We start from the raw sequence: 25,214 nt of genomic DNA, 5'->3' as shown, positions 1-25,214 counted from the left end.
CCGATTCTGTCAGGAGATCGCCTCACGGCAGCGGTCACACAGACCAGGGTGATCGCTGTGACTGCCGACAGACTCCAAAACCAGCCAGCAGCGCTCGCACTTATTGCCTATTGGCGGTTGCACCTCGACTGTCAGTTCATCGCCGGCTCCCTTGACCAGTTCGACCTGCGATACGATAAATATCGACGGCAGATCAGCCGCATAGTTGTTAAGAAATGCGTAGAGATCATCAGGCGCAGTGAGCTTCACGCGAGACTCCAGCGGCTTGCCTATCTTTCCACCCTGGCGAGCCTCTTCAAGCGTCAACAGCACCTTGTCCCTTACTTCCAGTATCTTAGCCCAGCGCTCTGCCAGGTCATTGTCTAGCCACTCAGGATGCGCCTGAGGAAACTCTGCCAAAAGAACGGACTCCGACTTATCCTCACCCGGAATCTCCTGCCACGCCTCCTCGGCGGTGTGCGAGATTATCGGCGCAAGCAGACGCGTCAGCGTTGAAAGAATCTCATATAACGCCGTCTGAGCAGAACGCCTCTGCCGCGAGTTTTGCGCGGAGGCATATAGTCTATCCTTCAGGATATCCAAATATAGGCTGCTCAAATCCACCGCGCAGAAATTATGCACGGCGTGATAGACCTTATGGAACTCATTTGCCGCATAGAAAGAATCGACCTGGTTTATCAGCTCGGTTGTCCTGTGCAGCATATAGCGGTCTATCTCAAGCAAGCTCGCGTAATCGACCTTGTCTTTCGTCGGATCGAAATCGTTGATGTTGCCGAGCATATATCTGAATGTGTTGCGCATGCGGCGATAGGCATCTATCGCGCGGGTAAACATCTCCTGCCCGAAACGCACATCCTCAAAGTAATTCAGTGAAGACATATAGAGCCTGAGCACATCCGCGCCAATACTTTTGATCGCCTGCTTAGGCGAGATAGCGTTGCCGCCGGATTTGCTCATCTTCTTGCCTTCGGCATCCAAGATATAGCCGTGAGTAACTAAATCCTTAAAAGGCGCCTCACCTTTTGTGGCTGTGCTTATTATTATCGACTTATTAAACCAGCCACGATGTTGATCTGACCCCTCAAGATATGTGTCTGCTTTATATGTGCCATACAGACGCTCCGTAACAGCTCTGCAGCTCGATCCAGAATCAAACCATACATCTAGAACATCAGTTTCCTTAGTAAATTCATTGCCGCCGCACACAGGGCAAACGAAATCATCTGCAAGAAACTCTTTCGCGTCTTTTTCGAACCAAGAATCAGACCCGTTTACCAAAGCATCTTTATAGACTCGGTCGATCATATCTTTGCTCATAATCGGTTCCCGACAAGCCTTGCAGAATATGACCGGAATGCCAACCCCCCAAGACCTCTGGCGGGATAAGCACCAATCAGGAGATGTTGAAATCATTGAGTAAAACCTGTTCCGACCTTCCGGTGGGAAGCATTTGACCTTCTCAATTTCTTTCAGGATTCTTTCCCGCAGATCATTGTGATCCAGTGACATGAACCACTGCTCTGTCGTGCGAAAGACAACGGGCTTATGACATCTCCAGCAGTGAGGATAACTGTGAGTGATATCGCAGCTTGCAAGCAGGTTGCCCACCTCAGCGAGCCTATCGAGGACAGCCTTGTTGCCTTCGCGAATGATATGAAGTCCCTCGAACTCACCGGCTTCTTTAGTGTAATAGCCCCGGTCATCTACAGGGTTCAAAGGTGTCAGGCCATAGCGCTGGCCTGTCTCGAAGTCCTCTCGGCCATGGCCTGGAGCTGTATGCACAACACCGGTTCCGTCCTCTAGGGTCACATAACTCGCATGAACTAGCATCGACTCGCGATCGAATATAGGGTGCTTGAAGACCATTCCCTCAAGCTCCGAGCCCTTAACCGTCTTGGCGACGCAGTAGTTTTCTTTGCCTATCGCATGCATAGTCGCGCCGACCAGTTCGGCTGCTATTACATATCTGTCTCCATCAACATCCACGAAGGCATACTCATAATCAGGATGCACGGCGACAGCCATGTTCGCCGGGATCGTCCATGGAGTGGTTGTCCAGATGATTGTGTATGAGTTAGCCGCGGGCTTACCGTCGAAAAGGCCCTTCGGGTCCTTGACCAGCGGGAAGCGGACAAATATCGACGTCGACGTATGATCGGCATATTCGATCTCAGCCTCGGCGAGAGCGGTCTCATCGTGTATGCACCAGTGTATAGGCTTAAGACCACGATATATATAGCCCTGCTCCACAAGCTCACCGAAAACCTTGATGATCGTCGCTTCATATTCGCGGCTCATCGTGAGATAAGGGTTATCCCAGTCACCAATGCAACCCAGACGCATGATCTGATCGCGTTGCACATTAACCCATTTTGTAGCATACTCGCGGCAGGCCTTGCGCATTTCGAGCTTGGTTGGCGTCAAATGCTTCTTGCGGAACTCCCCGGAGACTTTGTTCTCTATCGGCAGGCCATGGTTATCCCAACCGGGAGTGAATGGAACACGATAACCTTTTAGCGCTTTATACTTAAGAATAAAGTCTTTTAAGGCTCTGTTGAGCGCATGTCCCATATGGATATCGCCATTGGAGTACGGCGGGCCGTCGTGAAGTATGAACGTGCCGTTGGGCGCATCACGCTCGGACATCTTTTTATATATATCTTTTTCCTCCCAAAGCTTCTGAATAAGCAGTTCCCTGTTCGCCAGGTCCGCTTTCATTGGAAATGAAGTTTTGGGAAGATTTACTGTTTTGCTGTATTCCATTTTTAACTCTCTATTCTCCGCTCTTCGCTCTCCACTCTTTAACAAACTCCGCTACTGCATCCTGCCACGGCCTTGCATTATCGCGCCCCAATAGCTCCATCTTGTAATGCCTCAAGACGGAATACTTGGGACGCTTTGTTGGAGTGGGCCAGTCTTCAGATTTGATTGGGACGACCTCAACATCAGTCATACCCGCTTTTTCAAGAATCTCTTTCGCAAACTCATACCACGAGCAGCCGCCCGCGTTAGTACAGTGGTACACTCCATATAGAGGTGAACCCACCAATCCGATAAGATACTGCGCAAGGTCTTTTGCATATGTCGGGCAGCCGAACTGATCGGCCACTACCCTGAGCTGCTTGTTTGTCTGCGCAGCCTTCAAAATTGAGAGTGGGAAGTTCTTGCCATGCGGAGCGAAAACCCAAGATGTGCGCACGACATAGTGCTTGGGGCAAATCTCACGCACTGCCATTTCTCCGCCGAGTTTGCTGGCGCCGTATACGCTGATCGGGTTTACACTGTCGAACTCAGTATAGGCTTCGCCCTTCTCACCGTCAAAAACGTAATCCGTGCAGACATACGCGATTGCGCAGCCTATGGAAGCACACGCGCACGCGAGGTTCCATGTGCCCACAGCATTGATCTTAAACGCCTTGTCTGGTTCGCGCTCGCAGCCGTCTACATCGGTCATGGCCGCACAGTGGATCACCATCTCCGGCCGCAGGCGATTTATAACTTCGAACACCGCGCTGGTATCCGATATATCCAGCATCTCGCAGCCTTCGAGGACATCAGTCGGTATGACGTCATGGTTTTCTTTTTTGAGCCCCTCGCACACCAGGCGGCCCAGCATCCCGCAAGCGCCGGTCACTAATACTCGCACACTATACCCCCGGTACATGCCGCAAAGCCCCTGGCACTCGAGCAGGGGCCTTACATATAATAACTACTTCACTATTATACCGGCGAACAAGTGGAAGGTCAAGAAATCACATTCACAATAGACTTGACTTGCTGAACCGTCTACATCACTTTTTAAAAGCTGCCTTGAACTGCTCCGCCACTATCTTCTGGGTTTCATGAGGCATTTTGGGCCAAATCGGCAAGCTCAGGACCTCGGTCGAGCAGAGGTCTGAGTTTGGCAGCACGGCAATGCCCAAATCGCTATATACCGGCAGTCTGTTGACCGGCACCGGATAGTACACGAATGATCCCACGCCATTTTCGCCCATCTTTTTTTGTATTTCATCGCGCTTGCCGTCTGTGACGCGGACCGTATACTGATGGTAGACGTGCTTGGTATAACCGGCCTCGGCAGGAGTAATCACTCCGGGAACATCCTTGAACATTTCATTGTAGCGAGAGGCTACAGCTCTGCGACCCGCATTCCACTCGTCGATATGGCGCAGCTTTATGCGAAGGATCGCAGCTTGAATCTCATCAAGCCTGGAATTGTATCCGATAACCTCGTTGTAATACTTTTTCGCCGCTCCATGGGCTCTGAGCATGCGGACTTTGGCCGCAACATCATCGTTGTTGGTCGTAAACATACCGCCGTCGCCGCAGGCCCCCATTGTTTTCGACGGGAAGAATGACAGAGCGCCGCCGTCGCCTATCGAAGCTGCTTTTCTGCCCTTATACTCGCTGCCGAAAGCCTGAGCGCAATCTTCCAAGACTTTGAGCCCACGCCTTGCAGCAATTTCAAGCACCGGGTCCATATCGACCGCATGACCGTAGAGATGCACCGGAATGATGGCCTTTGTTTTAGGAGTGATCTTGGACTCGATCTGCGAGACATCGATGTTGAACGTCACCGGATCGATATCAACAAAAACCGGAGTTGCTCCTGCATGGCTTATGGCTTCGGCTGTCGCAAAAAACGTGAACGGCGTCGTGATGACTTCGTCGCCATTGCCGACACCCAGCGCTCGAACGCCCATTACCAACGCATCAGTGCCGGAGTTACACGCAATTGCATGCTTCACGCCAAGATAGGCCGCCATCTCTGCCTCGAATTCTTTGACGTTCGGTCCCATTATGAATTGCCCTTTTTTCAGAACATCCTGAATTGCGGGCATGATTTCGTCCCATATTGACTCGATTTCCGGAGACATATCCAGAAGAGGTATCTTGTTTGCCATTTTGTATCAGTTCTCCAATTTTGCGCTTCAGTCAACCTGGTTAAACTTTTCTGCTGCCGCCTGCAATACTTTAATTACCTCCACACCGCTTTCACCGTTTGAAATTGGTGTCTTACGCTGCGTGCAGCACTCCAGAAAATGGGTCAACTCCAGCGTGAGCGGCTGCCCGCTTCCTTCATAGACCAGTTCTGACCCGTTATCGATATTCTTGAGGTCTGAGCCGACTGTCTTGCGATGCAAAGTCACGTTCTGTTCCAGCTCATTATAGACCAACATTCCTTTTGAACCGATCAGCACCATACCGCGGTCCTTGATCGGCCAGAGCCAGGAACAGTGAAGATAATTCTGCACACCCCCTGGAAATGTCATATGAACATGGACGTCGTCCTCGATAGTCGGCTGAAGCACTCTCTGCCCCTGAGCTTCGATAGTCTCCGGCTTATTACCAATCAGGAACAAAGCGACGGCCACATAGTGCACGCCGAGGCTCCAGAGCACGTTTTCGACGTCGCGTGCGCGGCCAAGGCCCAGACGATGCTGATGTATGCTCTTGTGCTCGCCTATCGTTGACGAGGTAATTGCCTGTTTTATCCACTGAACAGCGGGCTGATAGAGCAGCAGGTGCCCGACCATAAGAATTTTATCACGCTCGCGGGCAATGCGCACAAGGTCTTCGCTATCCTTTGCCGAAAGCGTCATCGGCTTCTCCACGAAAACATTCTTACCTGACTCAAGCGCTTCTTTCGCAATATCATAATGCCACGGAGCCGGCACCGCAATGCACACCGCCGAAACGCCGCTTTTCATTACCGGATCGATATTATCATATACGGTAATGCCGGGATATGCCTCGACAAGGCCACTTCGCAGACCTGGATCAAGCTCCGTGACACTGTCCAGCGCATCCATCGCGTTCAGCGTGCGAACAATGTTTTTGCCCCACATCCCGGCCCCAATAATTGCGGCTTTCATAATAAAGTGATCCTTTCCCTGTGTTTTGTAATCATTCGCGTAGCGTTGCGCGTATCAAAGACTTTCTTGGAGTTAGCTACGACAAAATCATAATCCACATTGGAGTGATCGGTCAGAATCAAAACCATATCCTGCTCGCCAAGCAGCTTTACGGTCAATGGCTCACTTTTCATCTCTATCGAATTGAACTTGAAATCGGAAACGAACGGATCGTGATACTTTATTGTAGCGCCGTCTTTTACCAGCATCTCCAGTATTTCAAGTGACGGCGATTCTCTGCAGTCATTCAGGTCCTTTTTGTATGTTACTCCCAGCACCAATAACTTTGACCTTGACGGCGCAATTCCGAGTTCGTTGAGCACGCGCCAGGTCTTCTCACACACAAACTCGGGCATGTGACGGTTTGTCTCACCGGCCAGCCTTATGAACTGCGTATTAAAATTAAGCTCTTTTGCTTTCCATTCCAGATAATGGGGATCAAGAGGTATACAGTGACCACCTACGCCCGGGCCCGGATAAAAAGGCATGATTCCGAAAGGCTTTGTAAATGCGGCATCCAAGACCTCCCACACACTCAGCCCCATACGATCGCACAACAAAGCCAGCTCGTTTACAAGCGCAATATTGACTGCGCGAAAAGTGTTTTCGTATACCTTTACAAGCTCGGCTGCCTTGGCGCTCGAAACGGGAACGACATGCTCGATTGTTGACGAATAGAACGCAATAGCAACTTCCAGCGAATCAGGTCCGACACCGCCGACCACCTTGTTTGTGTTTTTGGTAGTGTAGCGTTTGTTGCCCGGGTCCACGCGCTCGGGTGAATGCGCAAGGAAGAAATCCTTGTCGGCCTTGAGACCGCCGGACTCGAGCACCGGCTGAATCACCTCTTCGGTTGTTCCGGGGTATGTTGTAGACTCAAGGCTGATGAGCTGACCGGGGCGGATGTGATCCGCGAAAAGCTTCGTGACATTCTCTACATACTGAAGGTCGGGGGAAAGATTCTTTGTCAGAGGTGTCGGAACGGCTATTACAAGGACATCCAAGTCGCCTGCTTCATCATAACCACCCACAGCGGAGATCAGCCCCTTGCCGACCAGTTCTTTGAGCTCTTCATCTTTGACATCGGATATGAAATTCTCGCCGCGATTGACCATATCCACACGCTTTGGATTGCGATCGACGCCGATGACTCTAAAGCCCATCTTGGCTTTTTCGACAGCGAACGGCAGCCCAACGTAGCCAAGACCCGCGACACCAACAAGCGCAGTTCTGTTTTTAATCTTATCAAGTAAAGCTTGCTTGGTATTAGCCATACATCATCCTTTCTTGAAAATCCGCATTGCCGGGTTCTCCAGTCTTGCAGTTATTATATCATAACGATGAGGTGCGCAGATGCATCCGCCTCAAAATAGGGAGTTGCCGTTGAAGGAATGGAGCAGTCTTTGAAATAACTCAACACTATGAAAATATGTACCATAGTCGGCGCAAGGCCCCAATTCATAAAAGTCAGCCCCGTAAGTCGAACAATCAAGACAGCAGGTCATAACGAAATTCTCATCCATACAGGTCAGCATTATGATCATAGAATGTCTCAAGTGTTTTTTGACGAACTGGGAATAAAAGAGCCGGACATAAACATGGAAATAGGCTCGGGTTCACACGCCGAAATGACGGCCAAAATGCTTATTGGAGTGGAAAGGATCATCTTGGAGCACAATCCCGATTGGGTCTTGGTCTACGGCGACACCAACTCGACACTTGCCGGCGCACTTGCCGCCGTAAAGCTTCACATACCAATTGCACATGTAGAATCAGGGCTGAGGTCTTTCAACAGACGAATGCCGGAAGAAATCAACAGAATTGTCGCTGATTCGGTATCCGACATCCTTTTCGCCCCGACACAGGACGCAGCCAAAAATCTAGCCAATGAAGGTATACCTGCCAGGCGAGTGCACTTGGTAGGCGATGTCATGTATGACGCTGTGCTACTCCACGGAAGCAAAGCTGACCGCGAAAGCAAGATTTTGAATGCTTTGGGATTGGAATCGGGAAAATTCGTACTTTCGACAGTGCACCGCGCCGAAAACACAGACGAACTGAACCGAATCAATGCTATTATAGGCGGACTGAGCAAGCTGGCAAAGGAAATTCCGGTAGTGCTGCCGCTCCATCCGAGGACTCGAGAAGCTTTGAAACGCTGCAGTCTTCTGGAAACTGCGAAAAGGAATTTGAAGCTGATCGAACCGGTCGGCTATCTGGATATGATCAAGCTGGAAAAGAGCGCTGCCCTCATTGCCACCGATTCCGGTGGCGTGCAGAAAGAAGCGTTCTTCCAAAGGATTCCATGCGTAACCTTGCGAGATGAGACTGAATGGGTTGAATTGGTAGAGATGGGCTGGAACAGTCTCTGCCCGCCAACGGGCGCCGAGCATATTGCAGAGGCTTTGCGCTCAATGATCGGTGTTGTCGGCAGAGACGAACATCCTTACGGCGATGGCAACGCATCCGAAAAGATTGCCCGAATTCTGACCGAAACCCAATGTTAAAAACAGAACAGGAGATATATTGTTCATGAGTGATTATTTCGTACACGAATCGGCATATGTCGATGAGGGCGCAAAGATAGGCAAAGGCACGAAGATATGGCATTTCAGTCATATTATGTCCGGCTCCGAAATCGGAGAGGGTTGTATTCTAGGGCAAAATGTGTGTGTATCGCCCGGTGTCAAAGTGGGTAAGAAGTGCAAAATTCAAAATAATGTCTCGCTGTACGAGGGGGTTATCCTCGAAGATTACGTATTCTGCGGACCGAGCATGGTCTTTACAAATGTGATAACTCCGCGTTCGGAATATCCCAGAGCCACAAGCGAGCACTATCACAAGACACTGGTAAAGCGCGGTGCAAGCATCGGCGCAAATGCTACGATCCGGTGTGGAATCACACTGAATGAATGCGCATTTGTGGCCGCCGGAGCAGTTGTCACTAAAGATGTGCCAAGCTATGCGATAGTCGCGGGAGTGCCGGCAAAGATAATCGGCTGGATGAGCGCCTATGGCGATGTAATGGATTTCTCAACCAGCGACACATACACGGACAGTATCGGCCACACATACAAGAAATTGAGCGATATTGAAGTGATCAAGGTTAAGGAATAGAACGGGAATAATACACCGTCTTATATATTGGGCGTTGCCGTACTGGCATATTGATACGCAGAAACACTGGAGATGATTTTGCACAGGAAGTTCTTGTTTACATTCATCGCGTTCGGCATCATCCTGTCTGCTCGCGCGTTCGGTGAAACATCTGATACGCTCCGAGTAGGTCTGACGCGCTTCAGTAACTGCGCTTCGCTTACAGTCAGTTCATCATCGGGCGCAATTATAATAAGCAGCGATGGAAACAAGACTGCGAGCAGTGTCGCAATACAGATATCGGACTCAACCGTCAGCGTAAGGCCGGATAACAGCGATTCAGTAATATCGGCTTCCCCGATCAGCTTATCTTGCGATAAACCGGACGGACTGCTTATACTCGATAGCCCGGCATCAAAAGAGATGAAATATCGCGGTTCCATCGAGGTGAGCATTAACAATGGGAAGCTGAGTATCGTAAACATTGTAAACGTTGAGGATTATCTGCTAGGAGTTATGCCTGCGGAGATGGGCGATTCCAGCCCCACAGAAGCCCTGCGGGCACAGGCAATCACCGCGAGGACATATGCTCTAGGCAACAAACGCAAGCACTCCTCTCAAGGGTTTGATGTTTGCGACAGCACCCACTGTCAGACATACAACGGAGCTAATTCGGAGAGAGCCAGGTGCAGCCAGGCTGTGATCGATACGAAAGGCATGGCGCTGACCTATGACGGCAAGGTCGCTGAGGTTATGTATTCAACAGACTGCGGCGGGGCAACTGTAAACTACTCCGAGACACATCCAAACTCTAACTTCCCGTATCTGTGCGGCACTGTCGACCCGGACGATATAGCACGTATCACCTGGGAGCAGCCATACACTCTCCAAAAACTGGGCGAAAAGCTCGTGGCGGCGGGAGTCAAAGAAGCCGACGGTCTGCAGAACATAGTCATCTCAAAGACTGGGTCAACAGGCAGGCCGCTGGAAGCGCAAGTAACCGGCACGGCAGGGAGCACAACAGTTAAGATTGAAAAGATCCGCGCGGCGCTAGGGTTTAAGAGCGCAATGTTCACTATCGAGTCGGATGGAAATGGGAAAGTCGTATTTAAGGGCAAGGGCTCAGGCCATGGTGTTGGGCTATGCCAGAGGGGCACAATAGGCCTTGCATCAGCGCCCCACAACTACACTTATGCGCAAATACTTGCTCACTATTTCCCGGGTACCGTGATAAGCGGAGGAGCGCCTGTTGTAGCTGCAGCGGACGTGACGCAGGTGGATGATCAGATATTAAAAGCTCCGGTACCGGTTGCAAATAAGCACAATAAGACCACAAAGGCAGAAAAACAGCCGGTGATCTTCGATGTCAGGCTTGCCCCCCCCGACTCGCTTTAAGCTGCAGCGCAGCAGCATAGACCTGGCGCTTGGGCAGTTTGAACTCGATCATGGCCCGCCTCACAGCATCACGCTCCGACTCGCCTGACTCCATCAACTGAGCAAGCCGGCTCGCGAGGCTGACGCGCGGTTCTTCCTCGGCTGCCGGGACAGATGCACCGCTGATGACAATTACAAACTCTCCGCGCGGCTTGCGCTCGGTGAAGTATTCGATTGCCCCACTGACTGTTCCGCGATAGGTCTCCTCAAACATCTTGGTAGCCTCGCGCACGATTGCAATTTGCCTGTCGCCGAGTTCATCGCGGACCGACTCAAGTGTCTTTATAAGTCTTAGAGGAGACTCATAGAGACATATTGTGCGCATCTCGTGCTTAAGACTCTGGAAAAACGCTTTGCGCTCGCTGGATTTGCGCGGCGGAAAGCCGTCGAATGCGAAGTGAGCTGTCGGCAGGCCTGATACGACCAGCGCCGTAATGACAGCAGTCGGCCCGGGAATAGATTCTACAGACACTCCTTCGCCTATGCAAAGCGCGATAAGCTCATGTCCGGGATCCGATATACCGGGGGTCCCTGCGTCGGAGACCAGCGCGACATTCTTGCCGTCCAGGAGCATCTCAAGTATTTGCTCGGACTTTTCGGCCTTGCTGTGCTGGTGATATGAGATCAGAGATGTATGGATATCAAAATGGCTCAGGAGCTTCTTTGTGACGCGCGTATCCTCGGCGGCGATGACATCTGCTTCCTTGAGCGTGCGCAGCGCCCTGAAGGAGATATCCTCGAGATTGCCAATTGGTGTAGCGACTATGTAGAGTTTACCGGGCATATCTGGTAACAGGCAACAGGCAACAGGTAACAAAAAGTGGCTGATAACACGCTGATACTTCTATCATTGCACCATCAGCCACTATTATTTGTTTCCTAAAGCCGGTTTCCTATTTTTTACTCCCATTCTCGGACGGCTTGGGTGCGCTTCTGCGCTGTTCGGCCTGCATTGCCTTGGCTCGCTTATCATAATCGGCAAGCCACTTCTGCTCAGCGGCGACAAGCTCAGGATGCTTGAGCTGCTGGAACTTGGTTACCAACTGCTCGTGAGACGCTCTATCGTTGTGCGCCACATCACTTGCGGTCTTATACTGCTCCAGAGCTTTTGCGGTCGTTGCAGCCTTCTGCTCGGGCTTGTCTTTCGCGGCCTGAGCCATCAGCATATCACCCAGAAGAATTCGCAGGTCAGGAGTATCAATCGTATCGTTTGCGCCCTCGACCAACGGGTAGAGTATATCCAAGCCTTCTTTGACCTTGCCGTTCTCATAGAGAAGCTGGGCAAGCTTGGCATTGATCATCTGATTGTCGAGCCGATTGGCACGCGCTTTCTTCAAAGCGTTGATAGCGTCCGCAGACATCTTCATGCTCTTTGTGGGATCCGTAAAAGCCGTGCGTGATTTTACTATCAACCAGTATGCGCGCAGCTCGGGATCACTGACCTTGACATTCTCGTCCTTCTGCATCTGTGTCTGGAAAGTCATCAGACCTGCCATTTTGCGATCATCGGCAATCTGCTTGCGTCTGTCGGCATTAGTCTTTTTGTCCATCTTTGCAGGGAGTTTGGGCGTCACGCTCTCCAGTTTGACAATAAACGTGCCGTAGTCCGTCTTGATGGGCGAAGAGACCCCACCCGGCTCTAACTTGGCGATAGCATCTCGGACCTGGGCAGGCAGTGACCAGCGAGTATCGAACGAGTATTCCGTCGCAGAACTGCTGTTCATCAACGAACCCTGTGAGTTCTCCTTCGCTATCTTTGCAAAGTCTGCTCCGCCTCTGATCTCGGTCATGATCTTGTTGATGCGCGTCTTTAGCTGGTCTTCCGGCATCATACCCTTCAGGAAGGATATCTGCCGTATTTTGTAGACATTGTAGCTGTCCGTGACATCCTGCTCCGAAACGGGCTTGAGACTCTTTTCGATCTTGTTCTGTATACCTTCATATGCCAACTTGGCGCGGATATCATCGGCTGGAATTTTTTCGCGGATCGCATCTTCCATAACACCAATGGATTGACCGATACTGGATAGTTCTCTCTTGAATTTCGAATCATCTCTTGGATCAAGAGTGCGCTCATCATCGGACAGGTCGCTGCCCATAATCGACTCACGGTTCTGCATGAGCGCCTTGACAACTTCTTTGTCGACCTCATCATTGACTTTGCGGTCGCTGATATCGACACCCATCTTTTCGGCTTCGCTGAGTATCAAGCGGCCCTGGACCATCTGGGCGAATACCGCCGCCCTGTAATCGGCAAGTTGAAGAGCAGAGCGAATTCCCCTCTCCTTTGCCTGTTCACTTGTGGCTTCCCAGGCATTCTCAAAGTCGGACCGCTGTATTTCTTTGCCGTTGACTACGGCGACTACATCGTTGCCGCCCTGAACACGGTTGCCGCCTTTGCTGCCGGGCATGGCTCCGAATGTAAAGATTGCACCTACAATAAAGATAATGGCTATCCCAAGCATGACCCACTTGAGGTGCTGGCCGAACTCAGTTCTCAGTTTGTATATACTCATGTATGGATAATCCTCCGGATGGATCGATCATAATGCATTACAACTCTAATGTTACAGAACCTGCTGCTCAAAGTCAAGAAAACTCATGCAAGGATATCTCATATTCATAAGCAGCCAAAGGTTCAATCATGGAAGAACGGAAAATACGGAAACACAGAAGAAATGGAACTTGGGCGCACCCTGCATGTTAATGGAATGACGCTTTTGCGTCTACTACTTCGCCTTTTTCGCTCTGCTTGACGAATCTCGACTCGGCAATAAGACGCTGCAGTTCTTTCTCGAAAGCCTGGCTATCCAAGGGTAAGTGCACCGTGGAATCGGTAAGAGTCGAGTAGATCATCGCGTTGGCAAGCTCCACAGACTTAATCCCCTCTTCGGCTGGAGAAAGCAACGGAGTTCCGTCAAGAATAGCGTTCACAAAGTTTTGCGTTATCTCCATGTGCTGGCCACCGCTCTTTACGGGGATGTCTATATTCCAAACGGGCGGGAAGACAAACCCTGTAGGGCATGTCTTGCTGAACTGAGTCGTCTGGACCTCATTTCTTGTAAAACTGAACTTGCCGCCTTCAATGATAACCTTGCCCTGCTCACCGGCAACTTCCAAACGATTGGTGCCGGGGAACTCGCCGGTAGAAGTTATCAGCACACCTGTCGCCTTGTTGGAATATTCCATATAGGCGGTGACTTCATCTTCAATCTCAACATTGTGGCGCACGCCGAAACCACAAAATGCTCGGATTTTTTCCGGCATACCAAAGAAATACTGCCAGAGGTCAAGATAATGCGGGCTCTGGTTCATTAGCACACCGCCGCCTTCACCGGCCCAGGTGCCTCTCCATCCACCGCTGGCATAGTATGCCTCGCTCCTGAACCAGTCGGTGCAAGTCCAGTTGATGCGAACTATCTCACCCAACTCACCGGTGTCGATGAGCTGCTTTAATTTCTTCCACCAGCCGATGGTGCGCAGGTTGAACATGACCGCAAAGACCTGCTTCGGGTCTTTGTGAGCCGCCAACAGGCGCTCGCAATCGGCTTTATGCACCGAGATGGGCTTTTCGACCAGAACATGAAGGCCCTGTTCGAGGGCGTCGATGCCTATGGTCGTGTGGGCATAGTGCGGCGTGGATATTAGGACCGCATCAACCTCACCGGAGCGGATCATTTCTTCGCTGCTGGTAAATTTTTTCAGGTCCGAGAACTTCTCAATACGATTCGGGTCAATATCGCACACTGCTGTAAGTTCGCAGCGCTTCACATCGCCGGCCCGCAGGTAAGTGGCATGATGGTTGCCTATTACCCCCAGACCGATTATTCCCAAGCGGACGCTTCCACTCATTGCTCTTCCTTTCCGTCAACAGACGTGTGTCCTCGACATTCGTCATTTCGAACTCCGAAGCAACCTGCTTTTGACAACGTCAATTCCAAAGCAGATTCCTCATATTCGTTCGGAATGACAGATGTGAGCGTTCGAAATGACTGTGTCCGAAACGTCTATAGTTTTGCAACTGGTTTGGACAACATATGCTTCGACAACAAGAGCTTGAATGCCTTCAATCAACAAGGTTATTTCGGATGTAATCGAAGCTGATCTTTAGTGATTCGAACGGGTCGCGCCTGCATTCATCCTGCTCAACGATATACCATTGGCAGCCGGACTCCTGCGCGGCATGAATTATTTCGTGCCAGTTCAAGTTTCCATTGCCCACCTCTGCATATGTAACAGACAGGTCGGGCATAACCGCATAATCTTTCATGTGAAGCAAGGGAAGCCGTCCGTTAAGCTTCCTGCACCAGTCTGCCGGATCACCCCCGCCGTATTGTATCCAGTAAGTGTCCGGCTCGCCCTGGAGGTAACGCGGGTCGGTATGAGAATAAATCACATCCAGCATAAGCTCGCCCTCAAACCGGCGAAACTCGATATGGTGATTATGATAAGCAAGCGTTATCCCGGCCTCAGCCAGAACCCTGCCGGACGCATCCAGACGCGAGGCAAAGGACTCAACATCGGCAAGAGAATTAAGCTCCACACCAGCCGGATACGGATATGCCGTATAGATGCAGTTGAGCTTATTGAGCCGGTCTATTATCGCTTTCGGATCGTCGAGCAGGCTCTGACCGTTTTCATGAGTGGCGCAGCAGACCAGTCCCTCGCCGTCGAGAATCCTTACAAGCTCGGACTCGTATATCGGCCCCATGCCACTAAGCTGCACGGCCTGATAACCGATATCGCTCACTTTCTTGAGCGAAGCCGCAATATCGGCGGGTGTTTTGAGGTAATCCCTGAGTGTATATAACTGCGCAGCGACCTGTTTCAGCTTCATTTGGTGACCTCCAACATTGCTTCGTACTCTTTTGCATTGCTCGCGCGCGACAGACCCTCGTCCCGGCTGATCATACCTCTCTTGACCAGTTCGGCAAGATATTGATCAAGGGTCATCATCCCCTGTCTGCCGCCGGTCTGGATCATCGAAGCTATCTGGAATGTCTTAGCTTCACGTATCAGGTTTCGGATGGCAGTTGAGTTCATCAATGTCTCAAAAGCCGCTACCCGTCCATGGCCGTCTGCTCGTTTGAGTAGAGTCTGAGAAACCACACCTATCAGGTTATTGGCCAACTGCATTCGAATCTGAGCTTGCTGATAGTTTGGAAAGACGTCTATGATACGGTCTACAGTCTGAGTGGCATCCTGCGTATGCAGGGTCGCAAATACAAGGTGGCCGGTTTCGGCAGCCGTGATCGCGAGGTGGATCGTCTCAAGGTCACGCATCTCACCGACCAGAATTACATCAGGGTCCTGCCTGAGAACATATTTCAGCGCATTGTTAAATGAGAGCGTATCGGTGCCCAACTCCCGCTGGTTAATGATCGACTTTTTGCACTCATGAACAAACTCAACAGGGTCCTCAACAGTCATGATGTGCTCGGATCTGTTGGAGTTTATATAGTCGATCATAGCGGCGAGAGTAGTGGACTTGCCGGAACCGGTCGGACCGGTAACCAAAACCATTCCTCTCGGGCGTTCCGCAAAATACTGGCAGACCGGAGGCAGATTCAGTTCCTGCATACTCATGATCTTGGTTGGAATTGCACGCTGGACCATGCTTACCATGCCGCGCTGCTGCATAATATTGGTTCGATATCTGGATACATTCGGAATCTCATATGCGAGATCCATTTCCAGCTCTTCCTCAAATCGCGCCTGGCGGACCTCATTCATCATGCTGTAAGCCAAATCGTGAGTGTCCTCGGGACTGAGTTTCGGATACTGCTTCTGAGGGATCAGGTCGCCATGAATGCGCATTAAAGGATAATTGTACGCCTTGATATGGAGGTCGGAGCCTTCCAACTTAACCAGAAGTGTGAGCAGTTCATCCATAAATTCTCTGTTCATTGCTCGGCTCATTTGACCACCCCCTGCAGCGCCTTAGCGGCCATACGTTCAAGCTCGCGTGGATTTGATGATTTGGAGATGGCGTCATCATAATTGATGACCCGCCTCCTCAATAAACCGACAAGATACTGGTCGAGGGAGATCATACCGAAGTCGCCGCCTGCCTGAATATCAGAATATATCTGGTGTGTCTTGCCCTCTCGTATCAGCGCTCGAATAGCCGGGGTTGCTACCATCACCTCGAATGCCGCGATTCGACCTCCTTGAGCATCAATTCGCGGCAAGAGCTGCTGGGAAATAACAGCCTGGATCGTGACCGATAGCTGCATTCGTATCTGAGACTGCTGTTCTGGAGGGAAAACGTCGATGACACGGTCGATTGTCTGAGGAGCATCGGTCGTGTGCAGAGTCCCGAATACAAGGTGACCGGTCTCAGCAGCGGTGATCGCAAGGGATATGGTTTCGAGGTCTCGCATTTCACCGACCAGGATGACATCCGGGTCCTGTCTCAAAACGTGCTTAAGGGCCTCTGCAAATGAATGAGTATCAATCTCCAGTTCGCGCTGATTGACAGAGCACATCTTATCTTGATGCACGAACTCGATCGGGTCCTCGATTGTGATTATATGCGCTTTCTCGTTCTCGTTGATATGATTGATCATAGCTGCCAGGCTGGTCGATTTACCGGAACCGGTAGGCCCGGTTACCAGAACCAACCCTCTTGGCCTTAGACATATATCTTTTGTCACTTGCGGTAAACCAAGATCATCAATTGTTTTGATCTTAATGGGAATCGCTCGAAGCACCGCCCCGACATGACCGCGCTGGCGGAAACAGTTTACACGGAACCTGGATACATCCCTTATCTCATACGACAGGTCCAGCTCCATGAACTCTTCCAGGCGCTTGCGGCGCTCTTCGTTCAAAATTGGAAATACTATGTCCTCAACCTTCTCAATCGGCGGAAAGGGTGTCGGAGTAAGTTTCCCATGAATACGCATAATCGGCGGCTGCCCATATCTCAGATGTAAGTCCGAGCCTGACTTCTCAACCATCTGAGTCAGAAGCTGATCTATGTATAATTCTGCCATTCGCAAATGACCTCATGTATTTTATACGCATCGATATCCCTCCGGGTAAGATACCGGAGGGATTATATCGTCTCACAACACAAGGTCGCAAAGCCACGACAGGCATTGCGACCCCTGAATGTATGACCTTACTTATTTAATTTTAGTTCCAATACAAAGATTCTGCAATAGGTAATCTATTGAGGTTGTTGCGATTGAGGAAACCCGAGAGCATTAATCATGGGTGAAGCATTTACGACGAAACTTGCAAAGCTTACTAAAGCACTTGGCAAATGCTTCACCCCTACAGGTTAGCGCCAGCATCATTATTGGCTGAGGAGTTCTTTAAGTCGCTTTAAGGCCTTCTGCTGCAGGCGCGAAACGTGCATCTGAGATATGTTGAGCCTCTTCGCAACCTCCGTCTGAGACATGTCCTTAAAAAAACGATAGTAGATGATCGCTTTTTCACGAGGCTCCAGGCAGTCCACGGCCTGCTTCAGATCGCCGTAAGTCTCTATACTCTGAAGCGAAGCATCGAGGTCGCCGACAAACTCGGCGAGAGTCAGCGGCGCAGATTCGCCCTCATAGGGCAGCTTGCTGTCCAGAGAAACGGTATCGTAAGCATTTCCAAGTTCGATTGCCTCCAGTGTCTCTTCCTCACTTGCGCCCACCTGACCGGCAATCTCTTGAATAGTCGGAGGATGTCCCAAACGCTGGCTCAAGTCCTCGGCTGCCTTATTGGCGGCAAGATTAAGCTCCTGAAGCCGTCTTGGAACCTTAAGGCTCCAAGCCTTGTCACGAAAGTGCCGCCGGATCTCGCCGACTATCGTGGGAGTGGCATAGGTCGAAAACTTTGTCCCCCTGTCGGGATCGAACCTGTCTATGGCATTTATCAGCCCGATCACACCGACCTGAACCAAATCTTCAAGCGGTTCACCCCTGTTTGCAAACTTGCCTGCCAGGAACCGGACCAGGTTCTGGTGCATGATAACCAGCTTGTCGCGAGTCTTCCGATCACGTCGGCTGACATAGTCGCGGAAAAGACCCTCGGCCTCTTCCTCGGTCCACTCAGCGACAGAGCTTTTTTTTCTCGCCGCCCCGCTATCGTTGTCCAGCATATTTGACCATCCGAACACGCGTGCCGTTATTATTCGGTTCAACATTAACCTCATCTACAAGTAAGGTTATGAGCAGCGCTCCAAGGTTCTCAGGTTCCTGATCGACGCTGCCGGATGCCTCGCCGTCACTCCTGACACCGGCCTCGTCGAATATGTCTACTGTCAGCTTATCGGGAGCGATCTCACTGCGCAATATAATGCTCGAATCGAGCTTCGAGTTGCGCTCAGCCCACTCGACCGATGTCGTGCACGCCTCGCCTACCGCAAGCCTGACATCCTCGACTTCATCATATGAAAACTTCATGCGGCTGGCCACACCGAGAATCGCCAGCCTTGCTACACCAACATACTCCGGCTTGCACGGTATTCTCAGCTCCACGCAAGCGGGACATTCGTCGTTCGGCACGTTTACACTATCTCCTTTCCCATAACCTCTCGCGCGTCTTCCTCGGAATTGTAGATATCGAAAATCTTATCCAGCCCGGTGATCTCAAACACCCGGCGAATCCGAGGACTCGGGCAGATCAACACCATATTGCCGTCTACCTCTCGCATTCGTTTCAATCCACCGATCAGAACGCCGAGAGCCGTGCTGTCCAGATAATCAACCTTGGTGAGATTCACCATCAACTCCTTAGTGCCGTCCTCGAGAATATTTATGATCTGCTGCTTGAGCTGTGGCGCAGTGTATACGTCCACCTCACCCTCGAGTTCGATTAAGGGAAGCTCCTTCTCCAATGTCCTGACATCTATTTTGAAGTTCACTCTGTGTCACCTCATCTTATTCGGCGTCCCTTTCGACTGCCGTCCTCATCTGCGGCATACACACACATCCATCCAATAACGGCTAAAACTCAGGATTCTCCGACTCCTCCGATGTCTCTTCTTTCTTCGATATTATGGCCTGCTTACCCGCGTCAACCGCGCTGACGACCTTGTCACGAGTCGATTCAAGAAGCTCTCTGCTCTTTTTGACCAACTCCTCGCTGGACTCTGAAAGATCATGGACTACCTTGGTCGCCTTGTCACGAATATCGTCCGCGGCATTCTTTATATCTTCCCTTGTCTCATTGCCGGATTTCGGCGCTACAAGCAGCGCAGTCACCGCACCGATCAGTGCGCCCAAACCCATGCCTGCCAGGAAATTTATGAATACGCCCTTTTCTTCTCGATTTTCACTCATCGTTGGATTCCTCCTTTGATTGTTTAGCGCTTCTTAAGGTTTTAATACCTTCCTTTATGCCCTGCATAACCGAAATCAGAGTAGTCCTGGAACTTGAAACAGCCCTTTCAGCCGCACCCACTATCGTCTTTCCCTCAACAAGGTCTTCAACCGATTGAGCGGCGCGCCCCACGTGGTCCACCTGCATACGTGCCGCGATCACCAACTCATTCGTATGTCTCAAAACCCGTCCGGCTTCTTCAGCCAGCTCAGTAATCTCTTCTCTGAAAACTTTCAGCGTAGCCTCAAGCTCACGCGTCGCACCCGCCAGCCGCCTGAAATACACAGCCAGTCCCACAACCAATAATATCAGGATCACGCTCAGCAGCACTGTGACCGTGACCAAAAGCCCAATCATCTCAACACGTCACTTTCCAAGGCCGATTCCACCCGGTCGGCTATTATCCCGCCGCCCAGGACCTCATCGCCATCATAAAATACAGCCGATTGGCCGGCAGTGACCGCACGCTGGGTCTGCTCGAAATCAAGCACGGCGCTGTCCTCAGACAAGGGCCTCAGGACCGCAGGCGAATCCTGCGCATTATACCTTATCTTCGCCGAAACGGCAACGGATTTCGAAAGTTTCTCACCGGATATCATATTGACATATTTTATAAGCACGGCCTTTTGCCCAAACTCACCGGGCTCACCAAGAATTATCTTATTTGACCGCGCATCAATCGCAATTACATATAGCCTGCGGCCTGATGCCACACGCAGCCCCCGGCGCTGGCCGACTGTATAAAACGCTATTCCCTCGTGCTCACCCAACACCTTGCCCGAAGTATCGACTATGGGTCCGGGACGCATCAACTCAGGCACAGACTTTTTCAAAAAGTCCTGATACCCGCCGCCGGGTATAAAGCATATGTCCTGGCTCTCGGGTCTCTCAGTCAAGTGCAGACCCAACTTATCTGACATGGCGCGCACTTCACTTTTTGTATGATACCCCAGGGGCATGAGTATCTTACCCAACTGGCTTTGACTGAGCCTGTACAATACGTATGCCTGGTCTTTTGTCTTATCCACGCCTTTCAGCAGCTTCCACTTCGACGTCGGCTCGTCCCAGATTATCCGAGCGTAGTGACCTGTCGCTATATAGTCCGCGTCGAGTTCGTCCTGAGTATACTTAAGCAGCTCGCCGAACTTGATCTTGGGATTGCACACAACGCAGGGATTCGGCGTCCGGCCATGGCGGTATTCGTCAATAAAGTTGCTCACCACGCATTTGGCAAACTCATCCCGAACATCGAGCACGTGATGCGATATACCCAGATACGACGCTACGCGGCCCGCATCCTGCTCCGCCTGCCGCGCAATTTTTTCGAGAGCCTCATCCTCGGATGACCACATCCGCATCGTGACCCCGATCACTTCATAGCCATTGTCAAGGAGCATCGCGGCGGCTATAGAACTGTCGATACCGCCGCTCATTGCTACGACGACTCTCTTTTTCTCATTACTGCTCACTTGGCCGGGACTCCCCACTCACACCAACCCTCTCCCGCCGATGGGGAGAGGAAGCAGGTTGCACTGTATCTCCAAGGCTTCATGATTCGTCGTCCGCCTTGCTATCGGATTCAGAGCCGCTCTTGCGCAGTCTGTCTAGGCGCTGTTTGAACTTTGCCTCATGACCATGTTCGGTCGGCTCGTAATACGGCCCACTTTGCGCGCCGGGCGGCAGATATTCCTGATTGACGTAATGGCCGGGGTAGTCGTGAGGATATTTGTATCCCTTACCATGCCCTATAGCCTTTGCTCCGGGGTAGTGTGAATCCCTTAGATGCACAGGCACTGGGGGTCCCTTCCTCTCCATTACATCTCTATTCGCCCGATCTATCGCCATGTAGCTTGCGTTGCTCTTGGGCGCGCAGGCCAGATATACTGTCGCCTGAGCCAGAGGAATCTGAGCCTCCGGCATGCCTACGAACTGCACAGCCTGAGCAGTCGCATTCGCCACTACCAGCGCCATCGGGTCCGCGTTACCTATATCCTCCGCGGCGGCAATGACCAATCGCCTCGCCACGAACTTGGGGTCCTCCCCAGCGGCCAGCATTCGCGCCAGCCAGTATATGGCCGCATCGGGATCGGAGCCGCGCATCGATTTGATATATGCCGAAACGGTATCGTAGTGGTTATCCCCATTCCTGTCGTATTTCAACACCCTTTTTTGAACAGCTTCTTCAGCAATTTTTAGTGTGACTGTCTTTACGCCTGTTTTGGGATCGGGCTCGGTAGAAGCGACTGCCGATTCGAGAGCGTTCAGGGCATTGCGGGCGTCACCTTCGGCGATGTCTATAATATGGGCCATGGCGTCTTCATTGACCACGATATTTTCGCTGCCAAGCCCGCGCTCACTGTCATGCAGGGCTCGATCAATAAGCGCCCTGACATTCTCATCAGAAAGAGGATCGAACCTGAAGATGCGCGCACGCGAAAGCAGAGGAGTGTTCACTTCAAAATACGGGTTCTCGGTGGTCGCGCCGATCAGGACAACAGTTCCGTCCTCAACATGAGGTAAAAGCGCGTCCTGCTGGGCTTTATTAAATCGATGTATCTCATCGACAAAGAGAATAGTCTTGCGCCCGTCGAGCTTGCGCTGCTCTTTTGACCGGGCGATCACTTTACGCATCTCGGGTATGCCCGATGTGACGGCGCTGAAATTTTCAAACCGCGCCCGGCTGTGGTGAGCTATCACCGCCGCCAGTGTGCTCTTGCCGCAGCCTGCAGGTCCCCAGAAGATCATGGAAGGAAGCTCATCTTTTTCGATAGCCGTGCGAAGGAGAGTGCCTGGTGCCAGAATCTGCTCCTGGCCGACGAACTCGTCCATAGTCCTCGGGCGCATGCGCGCTGCAAGAGGCTGATGAGACAGCTCTTCAGGTGTTTCCGGTAAAAGATTGGGCATGTGTATAAACTTCCCAATTATGGGCGTGAAATCCTCTTACATTTCCCTCGCCGCCTCGGCCATTGCAACAACGTTTTGTGCAGGAACATTCGGCAGCAGTGCCTCATGACTCGGACTGATAACCAGGTTCGGACCCAGCAATGCCTTTACTCGCCGCACTTCTGCCTTGACATCTTCAGGAGAGCCATGAACCAGCAAATGCTGAGTGTCTATACCGCCCACAAATGCAATTTTGCCTTTGAAATCACGGGCAAGAGTCTCGGCATCCATGTTGGATGCCCTGGCTTGCAGAGGATGCAGCGCATCGACTCCCATCTCGATATATTTGGGAATGATTTTATGGACTGCCCCACAGGAGTGATGCATCACTTTGTAACCGTATTTGTGCCCAAGGTCCACCAGCGCTTTTGTGTAAGGGAGCATAAAACGATCCCACTGTTCGGGGCTGACGAGCAGATCGAGCTGAGTGCCGTAATCATTTCCAAAGAAAAACACGTCCATCTCGTCACCCGCAACCTCGAAAAACCGTCTGTTTGACTCAAGGAAAAATTCGCACACTTTTCGCGTCACCGCATCGACAACATCCGGATTCAGATACATTTTTATGAAGTAGTTTTCCATCCCGAAGTAACCGGCAAGGATATGGAAAAACGATGCCCACATTCCACTTGCGCGGCAGACATCTCCTGCGCTGCGCAGATCGTCAAGCGGCTGAGTAAAGTCCAGGTAATCAAGGTTCGGCCAATCGGGATAGTCCTCAATCTCCACGACATCCTCGCAATCGGCAAAGATGGGTTTTCCATCTCTGGTCATTTCAAAGAGCGGCTTACCCTCGGGGTGCTTGTATGCAAAGTCCGCACATATCCAGCGAATATCATCATCCAGATGCCTGCGCACTTCTTCTTGATTTGAGGTGCCAAAATATTCAAAATAATTCTGCCATGTATCCCCAAGCGGATTTCCCATCCAGAATCCGCACCGATCCGGCACACCGCCTGTGAAAATTGTTTTGATGCGTTCGCGACTGGTCACCTTCCGCCTCCTGTATTGCCCACAAAACCATGGTTTATGAAAGCAAGCATGAAGTCCTTCGCAAAAAACAGCCCCGGGAACCCCGGGGTCGTTGTATGCTTTACTAGGGAATCTCATGCTATTTAATAGTGCGGCTTCCCAGAAAACTCCAGCCGTTGTAGACTCCTGTGATATCTTTGACATAAAGCCAGCACTTACAACTCTTGCCTGCCATCGATGGTTTCATCTCAATACTCCAACTGATCGCAAGCCCATTTATATTATTCACCACAGTTGTGTACTTGCAGTATAGCTTGCACTGTTTGTTTTCGATGACATTGTCCGAACCCGGCGCATAACCGCCGAGATTTCCAGTCCCCGCATCATTTCTCAAAAAGAGCTTGTCGGTCTGCACATTATACAATACATACACTGCGTTTGAAGCCGACTGCACATTGTTAATCAGAAGAGCAGCTATGTCGATTGATGAACAACAGGCGATATCGAAGTAAACACTACTGATCGTATATTTAACTCCCGTATTGAAAGTGGCGCTTACAGGAATCAGACAGACATTCCAAGGCTCGGTAAGCGGACGAAACGTAAACTCCCCGAATTTATCCCATCCCTTATAAAAACCATCGCTGTCCGCCGCAAAAAGCCATCCGTAGCAAACCCTATTGGCCATTGAAGGCTTTATCTCAATCACCCAATTGACAGTAAGCGTGTTTCCGCTCCTGGATACTGTAGTATTTTTGCAGTAGAGCCTGCACTGACCATTCTCTATAACATTGTCAGAACCGACCTCATACCCGCCAAGACTTCTGGTGCCTTCATCGTTTCTAAGGTAGAGTTTGTTTCCAATGTAAATGCAATATATTGCATTTGACCCCACAGTAGCCGAATTTATCAGTAGGCTTACACTTTTGATCGTTCCTGCGCCCGCGCTGTCTGAGTGCTTGCTGACAAACGTATATTTCCAGTAGCCCCTCAAATAGCCGCTGGATGGAGCAAGACTGATATTCGTTGGAATATGGCTGATTGTATAGACCGCCGACTTCACCGCACTGGGATTCATCCCAGTCTTCCAGGCCTTTGCCTTAAGAGTCAGTGATTTCGACACTGTCACCGCGGCACCGGATGCTATTTTGGGATCGCTGGTGGTCGGGGCTGCACCGTTCACGCTGTAATGTATCTCCGCGCCCGATGTTGCACAAGATATCGTGACTTTCTGCTCCTTTGTATAGGTTCCGGCGTCGGGAGAAAAAATCGGGGCAGCAACTGTCGCCACAGATGAAGCGGTATAGGCTTTCAGGCAGGCGCTGGCATCATAATTATTGAGATCAAGCCAATTATTGCCATCCGAGCTTGCGAAACTCTCATCGGGCTCCGAAGTAGCCCTGCTGCTATATTGACTGATAGGATACTCCAAAGGCAGCGGATAAGTCCGCCCTGGCGTTGTAGTTTTCACTAATACCGTAAACTTGTGTCCATTCACCACACTGACAGCCGAACTCAGCTTGATGGTAACATAAC

The 25,214-nt window shown here is 51.0% G+C and carries 23 protein-coding genes; 3 read left to right on the top strand and 20 right to left on the bottom strand.

The genetic code is table 11. The features are described 5' to 3' along the window. Positions 1-9 precede the first annotated feature (9 nt). The 5 genes from ileS to ABFD83_10705 form a co-directional block, all read right to left on the bottom strand. On the bottom strand, positions 10-2,763 hold the full coding sequence (gene ileS, locus ABFD83_10725) for an isoleucine--tRNA ligase (protein ID MEN6357541.1): 2,754 nt from the start codon (positions 2,761-2,763) through the stop codon (positions 10-12). Positions 2,764-2,773: 10 nt separating this feature from the next. Next, positions 2,774-3,646 carry a dTDP-4-dehydrorhamnose reductase gene (gene rfbD / locus ABFD83_10720; GenBank protein MEN6357540.1) on the bottom strand — a complete coding sequence of 291 codons (873 nt, stop codon included), beginning with the start codon at positions 3,644-3,646 and terminating at the stop codon, positions 2,774-2,776. A 145-nt stretch (positions 3,647-3,791) separates the two neighbouring features. Next, the gene (locus ABFD83_10715; protein ID MEN6357539.1) at positions 3,792-4,904 is read right to left on the bottom strand and encodes a DegT/DnrJ/EryC1/StrS family aminotransferase; all 1,113 of its coding nucleotides are present in this window, start codon (positions 4,902-4,904) and stop codon (positions 3,792-3,794) included. 27 nt (positions 4,905-4,931) lie between these two features. Further along, the gene (locus ABFD83_10710; GenBank protein ID MEN6357538.1) at positions 4,932-5,876 is read right to left on the bottom strand and encodes a Gfo/Idh/MocA family oxidoreductase; all 945 of its coding nucleotides are present in this window, start codon (positions 5,874-5,876) and stop codon (positions 4,932-4,934) included. Further along, positions 5,873-7,189: a nucleotide sugar dehydrogenase gene (locus ABFD83_10705; protein ID MEN6357537.1), complete on the bottom strand. Its 1,317-nt coding sequence runs from the start codon at positions 7,187-7,189 to the stop codon at positions 5,873-5,875. Before ABFD83_10705 ends, ABFD83_10710 begins: the two co-directional genes overlap by 4 nt. A 147-nt stretch (positions 7,190-7,336) precedes the next feature. On the opposite strand from ABFD83_10705, the gene wecB reads away from it, so the two are divergent. The 3 genes from wecB (at position 7,337) to ABFD83_10690 (ending at position 10,406) form a co-directional block, all read left to right on the top strand. Then, positions 7,337-8,422 carry a UDP-N-acetylglucosamine 2-epimerase (non-hydrolyzing) gene (wecB, locus tag ABFD83_10700; GenBank protein ID MEN6357536.1) on the top strand — a complete coding sequence of 362 codons (1,086 nt, stop codon included), beginning with the start codon at positions 7,337-7,339 and terminating at the stop codon, positions 8,420-8,422. Between the two features lie 25 nt (positions 8,423-8,447). Next, entirely contained in the window at positions 8,448-9,032 is a 585-nt protein-coding gene (locus tag ABFD83_10695; protein ID MEN6357535.1) for a DapH/DapD/GlmU-related protein, read from the top strand. Between the two features lie 78 nt (positions 9,033-9,110). Beyond that, the gene (locus tag ABFD83_10690) at positions 9,111-10,406 is read left to right on the top strand and encodes a SpoIID/LytB domain-containing protein (protein MEN6357534.1); all 1,296 of its coding nucleotides are present in this window, start codon (positions 9,111-9,113) and stop codon (positions 10,404-10,406) included. On the opposite strand, the gene rsmI is transcribed toward ABFD83_10690, so the two are convergent. The 15 genes from rsmI to ABFD83_10615 all read right to left on the bottom strand — a co-directional run. Next, positions 10,378-11,229 carry a 16S rRNA (cytidine(1402)-2'-O)-methyltransferase gene (gene rsmI / locus ABFD83_10685; protein MEN6357533.1) on the bottom strand — a complete coding sequence of 284 codons (852 nt, stop codon included), beginning with the start codon at positions 11,227-11,229 and terminating at the stop codon, positions 10,378-10,380. The genes ABFD83_10690 and rsmI overlap by 29 nt on opposite strands. Positions 11,230-11,338: 109 nt before the next feature. Beyond that, the gene (locus tag ABFD83_10680; GenBank protein ID MEN6357532.1) at positions 11,339-12,961 is read right to left on the bottom strand and encodes a SurA N-terminal domain-containing protein; all 1,623 of its coding nucleotides are present in this window, start codon (positions 12,959-12,961) and stop codon (positions 11,339-11,341) included. A gap of 187 nt (positions 12,962-13,148) precedes the next feature. Further along, on the bottom strand, positions 13,149-14,297 hold the full coding sequence (locus ABFD83_10675; GenBank protein MEN6357531.1) for a Gfo/Idh/MocA family oxidoreductase: 1,149 nt from the start codon (positions 14,295-14,297) through the stop codon (positions 13,149-13,151). A gap of 214 nt (positions 14,298-14,511) precedes the next feature. Then, on the bottom strand, positions 14,512-15,282 hold the full coding sequence (locus tag ABFD83_10670) for a sugar phosphate isomerase/epimerase (protein ID MEN6357530.1): 771 nt from the start codon (positions 15,280-15,282) through the stop codon (positions 14,512-14,514). Further along, a complete protein-coding gene (locus ABFD83_10665; protein MEN6357529.1) occupies positions 15,279-16,364 on the bottom strand; it encodes a type IV pilus twitching motility protein PilT in 1,086 nt (361 codons plus the stop codon). The genes ABFD83_10670 and ABFD83_10665 overlap by 4 nt, the downstream gene beginning before the upstream one ends. Then, positions 16,361-17,443, bottom strand: coding sequence for a type IV pilus twitching motility protein PilT (locus tag ABFD83_10660; GenBank protein MEN6357528.1), 1,083 nt, complete (start codon positions 17,441-17,443; stop codon positions 16,361-16,363). The genes ABFD83_10665 and ABFD83_10660 overlap by 4 nt, the downstream gene beginning before the upstream one ends. Positions 17,444-17,748: 305 nt before the next feature. Continuing rightward, positions 17,749-18,540: a SigB/SigF/SigG family RNA polymerase sigma factor gene (locus ABFD83_10655; GenBank protein ID MEN6357527.1), complete on the bottom strand. Its 792-nt coding sequence runs from the start codon at positions 18,538-18,540 to the stop codon at positions 17,749-17,751. Further along, the gene (locus ABFD83_10650; GenBank protein ID MEN6357526.1) at positions 18,524-18,946 is read right to left on the bottom strand and encodes an ATP-binding protein; all 423 of its coding nucleotides are present in this window, start codon (positions 18,944-18,946) and stop codon (positions 18,524-18,526) included. Before ABFD83_10650 ends, ABFD83_10655 begins: the two co-directional genes overlap by 17 nt. A gap of 2 nt (positions 18,947-18,948) precedes the next feature. Further along, positions 18,949-19,305 (bottom strand): STAS domain-containing protein, encoded by a 357-nt coding sequence (locus tag ABFD83_10645; protein MEN6357525.1) that lies wholly within the window; start codon positions 19,303-19,305, stop codon positions 18,949-18,951. A gap of 82 nt (positions 19,306-19,387) precedes the next feature. Continuing rightward, positions 19,388-19,723 (bottom strand): YtxH domain-containing protein, encoded by a 336-nt coding sequence (locus ABFD83_10640; GenBank protein ID MEN6357524.1) that lies wholly within the window; start codon positions 19,721-19,723, stop codon positions 19,388-19,390. Continuing rightward, positions 19,716-20,120, bottom strand: coding sequence for a hypothetical protein (locus tag ABFD83_10635; protein ID MEN6357523.1), 405 nt, complete (start codon positions 20,118-20,120; stop codon positions 19,716-19,718). Before ABFD83_10635 ends, ABFD83_10640 begins: the two co-directional genes overlap by 8 nt. Further along, complete coding sequence (gene mnmA / locus ABFD83_10630; GenBank protein ID MEN6357522.1) at positions 20,117-21,232, bottom strand: tRNA 2-thiouridine(34) synthase MnmA; 1,116 nt, start codon at positions 21,230-21,232, stop codon at positions 20,117-20,119. Before mnmA ends, ABFD83_10635 begins: the two co-directional genes overlap by 4 nt. A gap of 79 nt (positions 21,233-21,311) precedes the next feature. Beyond that, on the bottom strand, positions 21,312-22,667 hold the full coding sequence (locus ABFD83_10625) for a replication-associated recombination protein A (GenBank protein ID MEN6357521.1): 1,356 nt from the start codon (positions 22,665-22,667) through the stop codon (positions 21,312-21,314). 36 nt (positions 22,668-22,703) lie between these two features. Then, on the bottom strand, positions 22,704-23,699 hold the full coding sequence (locus tag ABFD83_10620) for a uroporphyrinogen decarboxylase family protein (protein ID MEN6357520.1): 996 nt from the start codon (positions 23,697-23,699) through the stop codon (positions 22,704-22,706). Between the two features lie 118 nt (positions 23,700-23,817). Further along, on the bottom strand, positions 23,818-25,214 hold a 1,397-nt coding region (locus ABFD83_10615; protein ID MEN6357519.1), incomplete at its 5' end, for a lectin like domain-containing protein.

This window comes from Armatimonadota bacterium, assembly GCA_039679645.1.
Classification (GTDB): domain Bacteria; phylum Armatimonadota; class UBA5829; order UBA5829; family UBA5829; genus UBA5829.
The sequence above is the reverse complement of the archived record's forward strand: the minus strand, read 5'-3'. Positions and strand labels throughout refer to the sequence as shown.